Source organism: Sedimentibacter sp. B4 (assembly GCF_000309315.1).
GTDB lineage: Bacteria > Bacillota > Clostridia > Tissierellales > Sedimentibacteraceae > Sedimentibacter > Sedimentibacter saalensis.
Genome location: NZ_CANG01000018.1, coordinates 43,872 through 57,614, shown reverse-complemented (window position 1 = coordinate 57,614; position 13,743 = coordinate 43,872). Strand labels below are relative to the sequence as shown.

The 13,743-nt window shown below is 28.0% G+C and carries 11 protein-coding genes and 1 pseudogene; 9 read left to right on the top strand and 3 right to left on the bottom strand.

Going from position 1 to position 13,743, the window contains the following annotated elements; genetic code table 11:
• Positions 1-54: 54 nt before the first annotated feature.
• The 5 genes and pseudogenes from BN358_RS03410 to BN358_RS27415 form a co-directional block, all read left to right on the top strand.
• The gene (locus BN358_RS03410) at positions 55-321 is read left to right on the top strand and encodes a hypothetical protein (protein ID WP_019227217.1); all 267 of its coding nucleotides are present in this window, start codon (positions 55-57) and stop codon (positions 319-321) included.
• A gap of 114 nt (positions 322-435) precedes the next feature.
• Positions 436-639: a hypothetical protein gene (locus BN358_RS03405; RefSeq protein ID WP_019227216.1), complete on the top strand. Its 204-nt coding sequence runs from the start codon at positions 436-438 to the stop codon at positions 637-639.
• 53 nt (positions 640-692) lie between these two features.
• A complete protein-coding gene (locus BN358_RS03400) occupies positions 693-1,460 on the top strand; it encodes a hypothetical protein (protein WP_019227215.1) in 768 nt (255 codons plus the stop codon).
• A 1-nt stretch (position 1,461) separates the two neighbouring features.
• Positions 1,462-2,526, top strand: coding sequence for a hypothetical protein (locus BN358_RS03395; protein ID WP_019227214.1), 1,065 nt, complete (start codon positions 1,462-1,464; stop codon positions 2,524-2,526).
• Between the two features lie 60 nt (positions 2,527-2,586).
• Positions 2,587-2,771: pseudogene (locus BN358_RS27415) on the top strand (IS256 family transposase); the annotation flags it as partial.
• A 245-nt stretch (positions 2,772-3,016) separates the two neighbouring features.
• On the opposite strand, the gene BN358_RS03390 reads toward BN358_RS27415, so the two are convergent.
• The gene (locus BN358_RS03390; RefSeq protein WP_019227213.1) at positions 3,017-3,247 is read right to left on the bottom strand and encodes a type II toxin-antitoxin system MqsA family antitoxin; all 231 of its coding nucleotides are present in this window, start codon (positions 3,245-3,247) and stop codon (positions 3,017-3,019) included.
• Between the two features lie 90 nt (positions 3,248-3,337).
• Positions 3,338-3,502 carry a DUF4258 domain-containing protein gene (locus BN358_RS22745; protein ID WP_019227212.1) on the bottom strand — a complete coding sequence of 55 codons (165 nt, stop codon included), beginning with the start codon at positions 3,500-3,502 and terminating at the stop codon, positions 3,338-3,340.
• Between the two features lie 282 nt (positions 3,503-3,784).
• Between BN358_RS22745 and BN358_RS03385 the strand changes: the two genes are divergently transcribed.
• Genes BN358_RS03385 through BN358_RS03370 form a run of 4 tightly spaced genes read left to right on the top strand, consistent with a single transcriptional unit; the run spans position 3,785 to position 11,697 of the window.
• A complete protein-coding gene (locus tag BN358_RS03385) occupies positions 3,785-4,906 on the top strand; it encodes a Wadjet anti-phage system protein JetD domain-containing protein (protein ID WP_019227211.1) in 1,122 nt (373 codons plus the stop codon).
• On the top strand, positions 4,893-6,524 hold the full coding sequence (locus tag BN358_RS03380) for a hypothetical protein (protein ID WP_019227210.1): 1,632 nt from the start codon (positions 4,893-4,895) through the stop codon (positions 6,522-6,524). Before BN358_RS03385 ends, BN358_RS03380 begins: the two co-directional genes overlap by 14 nt.
• A complete protein-coding gene (locus tag BN358_RS03375; protein WP_019227209.1) occupies positions 6,514-7,221 on the top strand; it encodes a DUF6063 family protein in 708 nt (235 codons plus the stop codon). The genes BN358_RS03380 and BN358_RS03375 overlap by 11 nt, the downstream gene beginning before the upstream one ends.
• A gap of 12 nt (positions 7,222-7,233) precedes the next feature.
• Entirely contained in the window at positions 7,234-11,697 is a 4,464-nt protein-coding gene (locus tag BN358_RS03370) for a hypothetical protein (RefSeq protein WP_019227208.1), read from the top strand.
• Positions 11,698-12,099: 402 nt separating this feature from the next.
• On the opposite strand, the gene BN358_RS03360 is transcribed toward BN358_RS03370, so the two are convergent.
• Positions 12,100-12,882, bottom strand: coding sequence for a sugar phosphate isomerase/epimerase (locus BN358_RS03360; protein ID WP_019227206.1), 783 nt, complete (start codon positions 12,880-12,882; stop codon positions 12,100-12,102).
• Positions 12,883-13,743 lie beyond the last annotated feature (861 nt).

Below are 13,743 nucleotides of genomic sequence, written 5' to 3'. Positions count from 1 at the left end.
CTTGTACTTTACAAATAAATTAAAAATATATGATATAAAAATGGAGGATTTTTTATGCCAAAATGTATTCGATGCGGTGAATCATTTATCGTTAAAAATGATGATAATCTTTTGTCAAAATCTTTATGCCCAAAGTGTATCGAGTTTGAATATGCAAATAATATGATTATTTGTAACTTATGTGGAGAAGCATTTGAACCGGAAGAAACAATGGATGGAATATGTTTTGATTGTAGGACTATGAATTGTATTGATGAAAGAGATGATATTTTGCATATTCCATATGAGGAAGATTCCTTAGAAGAAGAGGAGAACTTATAGAAATTAGTAGTCTAAAATTATATACTTGTAATAGTATAATAAAGGAAATTTTATATTATTCGCAACTATTTTATTAGTCAATCACATAAATAATTTATCTAAGGGGGAAAACATATGTCAAGTTGGAGTTGTGATCAAAAGGTTTGTGCAAGCTGCAGATATTGGCTTGGTAAAAGAGATGTTGATTTTATGGCTTATTTTTTTGAATCTTTAATTGGACATGGTAAATGTGCTGCGCCAAAAGGTGGTTTTAGAGGTGTCGATATGGGTGAAGGATCATCATGTAGCGATTGGGAATCTTTTAATAATCAAGTATAAAAAAATAATGAAATTAGTTAAACAAGAATTGTAACATTGGAGGTGTTAAATAATTGGACAATCAATTAAGCATTTTAATAGATAAGTGCTGGGATTATTACGTCAAATACAGAGATATGCAAAACTCACCGATAGTTAATCCATGCATACCTGTTTTCTGGTTCGGTGATCTGAATAAGTATCAGAACGAAAGCTCTAAAAAGGTAATCACTTTAGCAATTAATCCTTCAAATGATGAGTTTAGATTAAAAAAAACAGATAATTATAATTTTATTAGATTTAAAAAGGGACAAGACATTTATACTAAGGACAAGTTAAATATAGTAGATAAGAACGTTTTTATTAGAACATTAAACAATTATTTCAAAGACGAGCCATATAGTTGGTTTTACAGAATGGAAACACCGTTAAATTGTATTAATTCAAGTTATGGTGAAGTAATTCAAAGCGGTAAATATTCAAATTATGCAATACATACAGATCTTTGTCCACTTTCAACTTTTAATAAATGGGGAAAGTTATCTGAAAATATTCAAAACCAATTGCTAATTGATTTTAAAAATATTCTTAATGATTTTATTGATTACTTAAATCCAGATATCATTTTATCTTCCTTAAGCGAAAATAACTTAGATAAATATTTTAATATTAACGCTAAAAAAGATTGCATAAAAAATATTGAAAATGACAATGGCGGTTTTATTAGAAAATATAAATATAATGATATTTACTTAATTAATGGTAGAAATATGCGAGGTACTCCATTTGGTGCAATGACATATGATTTTATAAAAAATTCATTAGATAGGATGGAGGCCTAATATGGATAATACGATTCCTAAAATTGTGCTGTTTGGTCATACAGGAACTGAACATTTGGACAAAAATAATTTGAAAGATAAAGATTGTCCGACCTATGATTTTGATAGAGTTATTAATAATCAATATATGCCTTGGAATGATGGTGATCATCACAGAAAATTTATAAAAGCAAAGGGAAAATATATATCAAAATTAGACGAAGATACATATTCAGGAGATATAGTTTTTTGGGGTGAATGGGAACCAGCTACTTCTTTTAACGTTATACAAAATAAGAATTTAAAAAGTGCTAAGAGTGAAGTTGAGGAAATAAGAAATAGTAATAAACCACATTATTTACATACTGTTGAATATTTAAAAAAAGAATCTGGAGAATATCTGCAAAATACAGATCCTTATGTTTTTGGAGATAATTTTTTCTATACTAATTGTAAACAATATAGAAAAGTAATGAAAAATTTAAATAAAGGTGACATAGTTTTATTTGGAACAACAGGTAGAGTCACAAACGAAAATAAGTATATGGAATTAGATACTGTTTTTGTTGTGGACGAAAAGGTTACTGTAATAAATATAAAAGATAATCCAGACTTTAGCACGTTTTCTGACAAAAAGTATGAATGTTTTAAGAATGTTGTACTTAAAAAAATATTTGAAAGAAAAAATAAAAGAACTGGAAATTTTTATGTCCAGAATGATGAAAAAACATTTATAATATATAAAGGAGCTACGATAGATAACCCTATAAATGGAATGTATAGTTTCTTCCCATGCAAAAAATATGAAAACGATTTGACGAATTGCTCATTTGGTAAGGTGTTGATTACAAATGAACAATACGGTGAATACTTGTATGTATCACTTCAAAATATTAATACTCCTACTGATAAAATGAAAGACAAAACACCTTTTTTACAATGCTATAAAAATTTTACAGGAATTAATGATAATGAAGTTGCTATTAAAGACTTCTGGCTAACTGTCGTGCAAACAGTTTTTGATCAAGGATGTTATTTAGGAGTTTATGCTGATGAACCTAAAATAATAAATGAAGAAAAGATGTAATTGTTAGAAATTTTTATACTTATAATAGTAAATAACGTAGGTAGTATGAAAATTTATCATATTTTTAAATTTTTAGCTGATGTCAGAAAGGTGATTTACAAAACCAACGCATAGAAATGAATAGTACATACTGAAGGCTAAACCACCAGAGAAGCATATTTTTAATTGATACAGCTCTCTTGAAGGCTTTATACCTGGCAACTTTTGATGCTACTAAAAAGTAGAGTATGCCTCTTAGAAATTAGGGTAAAGTCTACGGTGAGCTCTCAATAATGTTTGAAGGCAGACTTAAATAGCTCACTAATCAAAAAACAACACCCATTTCAAGGGTGTTGTTGACATACAATTTAACATTATTTATACTGTTTCTAAGCATATCTGATCTAATTTTTATCATGTATGTTTAGAAATTTATCATAGAAAGTCATTTTACAGAGATTCTTTCACACACTCAGGGTGTTGTGACATCTATATTATCGCAATTTAAATATTATGCTACTTTGTCGTCGTAATTAACAATAGCAATTTCGGTTAAAGCATTTTTAAATAAGTCTATAATTTTTTCGATTCGTTTCATTACTTCATTTTCGTAAAATACTTCTCCACATTGATCACAAACTAAAGAAGGAACATTTTTTATAATTATAATACTTCCGTCTAAATTCAAAAAGTAGTTAGTATTTTTATTTATCTTATCACCTTTGCACAAAAAACACTTCATATTTATTGCTCCTTTCTTTTTTTAGCCAGGTTCCCATTTATTTATACTTGGAAAGTATACAGTTATTATCCAAAACTTATTATATCCAATTCAACAATCATAGAGTAAAAATTGATTATTTATTTTTAATCCTAATATTAAATAACTACAATAAGGATAATCATCCGGATATTCTTCAATTATCTCGCCGCTTAAAATACAATTTTCAATTTCGGCAGTTTTTATACCCTTTGCAAGCATCTTGTAGCAAAACATGTTGACTCCATATTATAGAGCTTTCTTTGCATAGTTCCTTTATATTTAGTAAGACTTCTTGCACTAAGCAAACATCCTTTCTTTTATTATTTAATACCTTAATCTTTAATTTCATTATATCATATTTTTGGTTTATTGTAAGAGTTTCATATTTCAAAAATACATTTGTTTTTGTTCAAATGGTACAAATTATTGTGATAATACTTTTAATTTATAGCAGTATATAATAAATATGGTATAATTAGGTAAACTAAGTATATGATAAGCAGGAAGGAAATCGTTATGAGATTAGAAAAAATTAAAAACGATATTATAAATTATGATAATAAAACAATAAATCTTGATAATTTGAAGTTTATTATATCCGGAGGCAATATCGAAAAATTAAAAGAATTTACTGGATTTAAATATAATGAATTTATTGATATTGTTAATAACCTTATTGAAAATGAAATTATTATTCCTCAAGGAAAAGATAAAAAAACTGGCAAAATGAAAAATAATAAAGTTGATAATTATTATAAGCTTCCACTTAAATACAATATTATGAAGCCGGACTGTAAAGAAATGCCTATGGAATATATAAAAGAAATTAATTTATTGTACGGAATGAATTTTGAAAAGCCAGTATTTAAAAAACCTGATTTATACGTAAAATATCGCAAATATATAAAGATAATTAGCAATTATCTCAGGGAGCACAAGGATAAACCAAATGAATTTATAAGCATAAATGAAAGGAGCTATGAACTTTTTGGAGATGAAAAATTATTAAAAGACCAGGATAAGTTCTCGGAAAAATTAGATATATTAAATACGATTGGTATAAACGAAGTAGATTTGCATTGTAAAAGCAATTATGACCCTTTACTCGTTATATTAAGCAGCTCATTTTATTCTAAACCTGCAAGAAAAATATTAATTATAGAAAACTTAGATACTTTTTGGACTTTTCAAAAAATCATATTTAAAGATAAAATAATTTCTGATATTGATATGCTTATTTACGGACATGGAAATAAAATTACTGGAGGTTTTAAAACTTATGAGCAATATGAAATCACAGGTTATGATGAAATCTTGTATTTTGGAGATATTGATTCTTCTGGCCTTTGTTTTTTTCTAAGATTAAAAAAGGGATTCCCACAATTAAACTTTAAATTATTGAAAAAAGCTTATGAAATGATGATAGATTCTACTATGGATAAAGACAAGCTGCCAAATAGAGGTGAGTTTCAAGAGAAATTGAAAGATGAAGAATTAAACGAAATACTTGAAATGTTTCATGAAGCTAACCACAAAACTGTTATTAGAGATATGATAGAAAAACAAACTTATATTCCTCAAGAGGCTCTAAATTATTCAATTTTAAAAGAAAGGTGGACATCTTATGATGGACAATAAAAATGAAATTGTAGATAAAATCGCATCAGAAATTCATTTGCGCATGATTAACCTTAAAAAGTATGATCCATATTTCATGTTGAAACGTTCTAACAAAAAATATCCTGATATTGATATGTGCAGTATAGTGTTAGGATTGTTGGGTTACCTGCTTTATGAAGTAGAAATTAAGCAAAAGAATATAATATATAGCGACATTCAAGATTTCTTATTGAAATATACAAAGGTCATTTTTAATAAGACATGGGAAATTGAAGAAATTAGAGATTTTACAGATTATGTATTAAATAAAATGCAAAATGATGGTTCTCCATTTATTTATGATGTATTAAATGTAGAAAAACAGAAAATGGAAGAACATTATGTAAGATATATAACATTTTCATATAATGAGGCTGTAGATAAAAACTGTTACAGTATAACGACAGAAGGCATTGATTTTTATTTACAGACTAAAGAATTCTCAGAAGAATCAAAAGTAACCATACATCTTTTATTGCTTAAAAAAATGATTGAGAATAATGACTACTCAAGTGCTTTAAATCAAATTATAAACGTAAACGCAGAGGTTAGAAAGCTTATTTTAAGAAAGCGAGATATAGTTGAAGCTTTAATAACTAACGGGATCAAGGCTTTGCCCATGTACGAAAGTTATAAAGTATCAATATTAACAAAATGTGATGAAGAGAAGGATTTGTTTCAAGCTACAGAAACCACTATAAATGGCCTACTAATACATTTAAATGAAATAGCTCCGGATACAATGACAAATCAACAAAAGCTCGCACAATTTAAATTGCAGGAAATTGGTGATGAATTAAAGGCTACTATTGAAATTCATAATTTATTGATAAACCAAACTGTTGAACTTGGAAGACAAAAAGAAGAAATTTTATTAGGAAAAAGAGCTAACTCTTTTAAAGAAAAATTTGATTTTGAAACCTATCTACAGGGTGTTTCGAGAAATGATAATGCTTTATTACTTGAACAAGCTATACTTCCGTTGCTGTCTACAAACTTCGAATTGACTTTTTCAGAAGAGAAAATCGAAGACATGGAATTGATTAAAGAGAAAAAACGAATTAGTGAAGAGTACCACACAATGTATGAGGGAGATGGAGAAGATTATGTTGGATTCACTCATGTAATCGAAAAAAGAGTAATAGCTAATTACACATTGTTTCTTAATGTACTTTTCGATTATTTAATAACAAAAGAAGAGATAACAATCAAAGATTTTGTTGATTATTTAAAAGATAAAGAATATTTAGAAATCTTATACAATCCAGACTTTCATACTTTTCTTTTTCAGTTTTATAGTTATGCGACATTTCAGGCCAGCAACAATAAATGTGTTGCGTCATTAATGAGATTTCATGATTTAAATAAATATGTTCGTGAGTACCTTAATTATGCAAATGAAAAACAATTAAAATTTGAACCATTAGTAGCACAGGTTGTTAAAAACAAAAAAGAATATGCACCTTTACAGAAAACTATATTAGAGCTTTACTCAAAAGAAAATGGCGAAGAGTTAATATTGATTAATGATCAGGAAGGGCAAGAATCTAATATTACTAACTATACAATAAGGAGAATGAGCTTAGATGAACAGTGAGAAAATTAAAATAGCTGCAGAAATGTTTAGTATTCTACTTAGGAAAAGACAATTGACAGAGGTAAATGATTCATTGCTTTATGGGTATTACTTAAATGATATGGAAATAAGATTAGCTTTAGAATCTATGCTTGATGGTTTGGGTTTTTATCTTTTTAACTCAGGAGATGCCATATATCTTTCCGTAAAAAAGGATAATATTACATTCGGATATACAAACCAAAAACTTAGAAGTGTATTAAAAATTACGGACAATAAAGAGTTATATATTTGTTATTTTATAATGTATGTGCTAATGCTTACATGTTATAAAGACAGTTCCGCTAATACCTTAAAATTGTATATTATTAACACAGATTTACTTAAAGCTGTGAATGATAAATTGAAATCTATGGCTGAAGACAAAGAATATGATGAAAAGAAAGAGGAGGGTTTTGCTTATATGTATACGGTGTGGAATGTCCTTCCTGATATTAGTATTAAGTCCAAGGAAGAAGATATTCATGAGCAGAACAATACTTCAACTAAAATAGGTTTTATAAATAAGGTGCTTAATTTTTTTAATGATGAAGGGTTGTTAAGAAAAAATGTAGAAGAAAGAACATATTCGCCAACTTCAAGATTTAGAGTTATAGTGGAAAATTACTTTTCAGACAGAGAAAATAAAGCTGAATTAAACAGCTTAATAAATGAATAAGGAGATTGGATAATGCCAGCTATTAGAAAAATTAGAATTTGTGGAATTACTTATAATGATGGTAATAATATAGCGGATAACTTGTTGCTTGATTTTGAAGGTTTAAATTCAACTTATGAAGCTATAAACGGATTAGGTAAGTCGTTTATCTTACTTTGTGCATTACAGACAATCATTCCTAATTCATATTTGGTTGCTAAGAATCCTTTTAAAAAAGTATTTAAAGGTTCCAATGCAACTAAAGCAGCTCATGTTGTAGTTGAATGGGAGTTGGATGAAGGTTATCCAAGCAAGTATCTATTGACAGGATTTTGTGCGAAGAAGAAAAACGGCGAAGATAAATATACTGAAAATCAAGAAGATGATGGTATTGATAAAAGTGCTTCAATGGACTATTTCAATTACTTGATATCATATAACTCTCCTCATGAGTATGATGCAGTACATATTCCTTTACGTAAAGAAAATGAAGCAAACGAAAAGACTATAATAAACTATGAAGGATTAAAAACTAATCTTCAAAAATTTAAGAAAGAAATTGGACTTAAAAATATTAGTGTTGAAATATATGGTCCAAATGAAGCGAATGACCTAACTTCTTATAAAAAAAGCCTCGCTCAGTATAATATTATTGATACAGAATGGAGCATGCTTAGGCAAATAAATGCCGGAGAAGGTAATCCAATAGAAGGGTTCTTTAAAAACTACAAAACTGCAGATGCGTTTATTTTAAAGTTCATAATTCCTGAAATAATTGAAAAAAGTTATATGTGGAAGCATAATAAGGATTATCAGGATAAAGAAAAGCTTGCTAATACATTGTTGGATATGAAAGATCAATTAAAAGAACTGACAACAAAGAGAAGTATTCTTGCCGAGTATGATTACATGATTAAAGTAATAACAGAACTTGTAAGTATAGAAGAACGGTTAAAGACTGTATTTAAAAACAAAAACGATTTAGAAGAAAAATTATGTATGGTAATTAATTATTTAATTGCTCAAGTTGACGAACTTGAAGAATATAAGGAGTTATATAAAACAGAATTAATAACTCTCGACCAAAATAGAAAGGATACAGAAAAGAAACAGCTGTCTGTAGTAATTAAGAAGAAATTAATAATAGTTGATGAAAAGAATGAAGAATTAAAAGAACGTACAAATGAATTAAACATTGAAATAGCAAAAAAAGAGAAAATAGAAGAATCTATAAAGTTTGCAAATTCCGGTAATGCATATATTGAATATAAAAAGGCTAAATCAGAATATAAGGAACTTGAACTTTTAAAAGAGAAAAGAGAAGAAAATGTAACTGATTTAAAAAAACAAAGAAATCATTATGGCACTATATATAGACATCATATCAATAAACAAATATATGATATCGAAGATAAAGTAAGTGAACTTAAAAATGATAGAGACTTATTGGTTGAAAAGCAAAGTTCCCTTTATGATGAAAAAGAAGCATTGGGGAAAGAGCATTCTGATTTGAAAGCGAATATTGATGTTTTAGGAGAAACAATCGATAAGAAGGAAAAGACAATAGAAGAATTAAAAACTAAGCTTTTAAGCTTAGGTGTAATGGACTTTTCTGAAGATTCATTTGTTAGAAGTAAAGAGCGACTTGCAAAGCTTGAAAATGAAGAGGATTATCTAAATCAAGAAGTGCAGTTTAAACTACCTATAGAGAGGACTCAACGTGAAAATGATAAGCAAAATGCTGAGGAAAGCTATAGCCGTTTAAATGATAGTTTGTCTCAAAAGGCTTCCAATCTTGAAGCATATAGTAACCAGAAAGCTAAATATTTAGAGATAGCTGCTGATTATGATGTCCCATATCAATCAAAACTTAGTGTTGTAATAACAAAAGAAATCGACAAATTAAAGATTGAAAAGCAAAAGAAAGAAGATGAGTGTAACGCACTTTCTTCCTTGATTAAAAATCTTAATGAACAGAAGCCTTTAGGTGTTCATCAAGAGTTACGCTATGTTTTTGATAGGATGAGTAAAATATATAGCTCTGCTCAGTTAGGTATTGATGATATTGAGGGACTTGAGTCGGATGATAAAAAGGACATCCTTGAAAAAAATATCTTGGTTCCTTATTCAATAATATTATCAGATGAACATTTTGATGATTTTAGCAACAATAATGATTTAAGATTGTCTTTTGGTGATTTAGCAGTTCCAGTAATTAGTCGTTCCACGGTTAGAAGTCGAGACAAATTAAATCTTAGTTCAGTACAATTTTCTACAAAACCAGTTGATTTATTTATTGATGAAGATCTAATAAAAAGAGAAATAGAGAAAAAGAAAAAAGAATTAGAAGAAAGAAGAAATGAAGAAAATATACTGAAAACTTCTATTTCAGTATTGGATGGTCATTTGAAAATAGCTACAAGATTTGAATTTTCTTATGTTGAAGATTTCGAGAAAACTATAAATGATGAGATAGCTCAAATTAAATCTGAAATCACAAAAGTAAAAGAAAATATAAGTTTGCTTGAAGAAAAAATAAAGAATTTAATTTCATTGCATCAGTCAAAGAAAGAAGCTTTAGATAAATTAAGACTACAAATAATAGATGAAAGGGAAATAGTTATTGCTCTTGATAGTTTTATAAAACTTGATAATGAGTTATCTGTTGAAATACCAAAATTTGAAACTCTTGAGGAAAAAGAAGAAAAATTAAATAACATCCTAACCAAAAAGAATGAAGAATATAAAATAAATGACAAATCTTTAGTAAGTATGAAAGATACAATTAGAGATAAAGAAAACGAAAGTTCTAAATTAAAAGAATTATTGCAGGATGTTAATACAAACATAACAAATGTTGAAATAAATCATTTGGATTATTTAAAAGTAAAGATAGATGAAGCAAGGGAACAATATCAATCTATTCAAAAATCTATTCAGGAAAAAGACGGTGGATTAATCGACTTAGTTAAGCAAATGCAACAGAAAGAAGATGTATGTGGAAAAGCTGTTGAAGTTATGAATTATCATGGATATACTTTAGACTTTTTGGTCGATAAAGATAACTCAGCAGCTATATCGTCTACTTCATTTGAGAAACTGAAGGCTCTTGATATTGAAAAAGATGAAGCTGAAAAATTAATTGAGCCAATTAAAGGGAAAAAATATAAGCTTGAGGCTGATATTGATAATTTAAATGCCAGTATTAATGAGTTAAAGGATAAATTTAAAGAAATATGTGATTCATATTATGATGATGAGCTTTTTAACAACATTAATGATCTGGACAAATATGAAGAGAGCTTAAATATTGAATTCAGAAAGATAATGAAACAAATTGAAGAGTATAAAAAGTCTTATGCGGAGTGTACTGAAAAAATAGACGCTTTTTCTAAAAAATTAGATAGTGCTAAAACTCAAAAAGAATCATATGACATTAAATTTAAAACCGATGAGTTAAGTGAAGATGTTAATGTAATTGACGGATTCGGTGGTAACATAAAAAAATATAAAAAGGATATTGATTCAATCAGCGAAAATATCATTATTACTGTTAATAAGGCAAAAGAAAAATTCAAAGTTGCAAATATTAGTAATTTTACTACTGAGTTAAATGATATTAATATTCCAAAAACATTGAAAGATGTTGAGTTTCAAATTAATTCTATGATAGGGGAAGAGGGTTATATTGCTATTATAGAAAAAGAAAAGAGCGAAATAGAAAAAAGTATAGAAGATTTAAGAAGATTGAAAGAAGAATTTGTAGAATTATGTTCTCAAAGATGTAATGAAGTTTTAAATGACATTAAGAAGTTTTCTATATTATCGAAAATTGATATTAAAGGTAATCAAAAGGAAATTATAAGATTAAATACAAATAATGTTCCTGAACCAGAATATAGAAAACAATGTTTAAGCGACTATATAGATAAACTTATAGAGGAGATTGAGAGCTATGAAAAAAATGAAGATAAAGAAAAGTATCTAAAAGAAAAGTTATCTCTCTCAAATCTATTTAGTAAAAGTTTTAATGAATTAAGAAGATGGGATATTGATGTGTATAAGTTCGAGGACTTAGCAGATAATAGCAGACCTCAGAAATGGAAAGAAATTGTTGGGTCAACCGGCCAAATTAATACTACCTACTTAATGATTGCAATTTGCTTAATTTCATATATTAGGAAGTTGTACAATAGAAATTCCAATGATACAAGAAAAGTAATCTTATGTGACAATCCCTTTGGTTCAAGCGGTGCAACGTATCTATATGAGCCATTAATGCAGCTACTTGAAGTAAATAATATTCAATTTATATGTCCTGGTTTTAATATACCTGCAAGTTTACTTGGATTATTTAAAGTAAATTATGTTTTAGATCAAAAATTGTTGCCTAATAATAAACTATTGTTAGTTACTAAAACTCTCGAAGGCAGAAAGCAATCTGATAATTATGATTATCTTTTCTCAGGATTACAATTAAAATTAGAGGGTTTATAACATATTTAAAAGCGAAAACTTTTAAAATTGTTAGGTTTTAAGTTGAAAAAGTATATATATCATTTTGCATGTGTTTTTTTGCTTAAATTTAGTTTCTAAAACTTGAATGATAAGTATGACTATATCATTAAATAGATGTATTATTAATTTGGCTATATGTCTATAAACTGAAATATCAAGGGCTGTCTTCATACTAAAACCTGAAAACATTAAAAACTCCTCATATTTGTAACGGGTTTACTTCAGAGGTGCAAAATCGATTTTTACAGTCACTTTTGCAACGAGTTTTTTAATAATATTTGCAACAAAAAAAGCATGTAATTTTTATTGAATTGCATGCTTTTTTGCGTAATTTTGTTTCGCATAATTCTAACATTGCGTCACAAGATATAGTTGTCCTTTTTATAAAAATATATTATTAACTTTTTTGTTTGCTTCCGTTAAAAATTGATACGCAGAGATTCCAGAATATTGCTTTGAAAACTCATTAGTTACTTCAAGCGAAATAGTACCAGAATACCTCGTTGATTTAATTTTTCGTGCAACAGAAGCCCAGTTTATTGTGCCCTCACCTGGAATTCTGTGTTGGTCATTAGTCCCATCATTATCATGTAAATGTAAAGCCATTAGTTTATCTCCATACATACCTAACAAATCCATCTCTTTTGAATAACAGTTTTCATGTCCACTATCATAGCAAAATCCAAGTCGTCTTGACTGAATATTTGAAAATACAAATTGGAGATATTCAGGTTTTTCCAAATTCTCGAATGCAATATTTACACCATACTGTTCTGCTAATTCAACAAGATATTTAATCCTATCTAAGCCAAGTAACGTTGGAGGTGGTGGTGAATCTCCATTTGTAAGATGAATTACTACAGTAGGAATGTTATGGTGATAGCAATCTAAAATACATTGAGAATACCTCTTAACAATATCTTCAGCATTTATATTTTCCGCCCAAATAAAATTAGTTTTTTCAAATGGTGCATGTATATTCTCTACTTCTAACCCTACAGCTCTTGCCATTCTTGGTAAAAGAATTTTATCTCCATCACAATCAATAAATTCATCTCCCCACCAAATAAATACATAATCAAAACCAGCTTCCTTTATTAATTTAAATCTTTCTTTATTGTCTATTTGGTATCCAAACCAGAAATATATACCTGTTTTAATCATTCATATCACCCAATTCTCAATATTCCACTTTCTGACGTAAAATTTTACTTATGCGAACTGATACTATATTAATATTATAACATGAATTGTAAATTTTTCCAAAACACTTATGTTTATTTTCAACAGAAATAAAGTTTAAGTCGAATTTTTACATAACTATTTACACATATTTTTGCAGTCATTTTTACAATCAATTTTGCACATGTAATAAATTTATTACAACTGTTTTTTCGTATGTAAAAACCTATGCAAAAATCAATGTATTTTATATTTAAAGGCAACGTAAATATTGAAATTTAGACAAAATTAAAGAGTGCAAAACTTATTGTAATTTTGCACTCAAAAACATTTATAATTTTGTTGTTTGCACCCTTAAAGTAAACCCGTTATCATATTTGAAGAGTTTTTTAATTGTGGACGATTTTTTTAGGGTGCTGATGGAAAAACACTATAGATTGTATACAAATGTATTATAGCGAAAAATATACCATAAAAGTATAGTATGTTCTCGAAGAGAAAACGGCTGTATATACCGTTTAAATTGAGCACCCAAACCGTTCATGGTTGAGCATTGTTTCCGTTTCGATTGAAATGTTACCGCATTATATTGAGCAAGTTCAGCTATGTCACCTTTGGAAAACCAAAGCGATAAACCTTAGGGCTTGGGGCAAAGCACCAATAAGCCGGAGGCTTAGATTCAGTTTATTATAGTATTGCAGATATAGATTGCAAAACTTGATAATCATTAAAATAAACTATAAAACAGAGCAAAATTATCGTTGCTCAACTGTTGCGGAGGAGTGCTCAATTTTATCGTTCTACATGCTAAATGTAGTTCGTAATATTTACGGCTAAAATTTC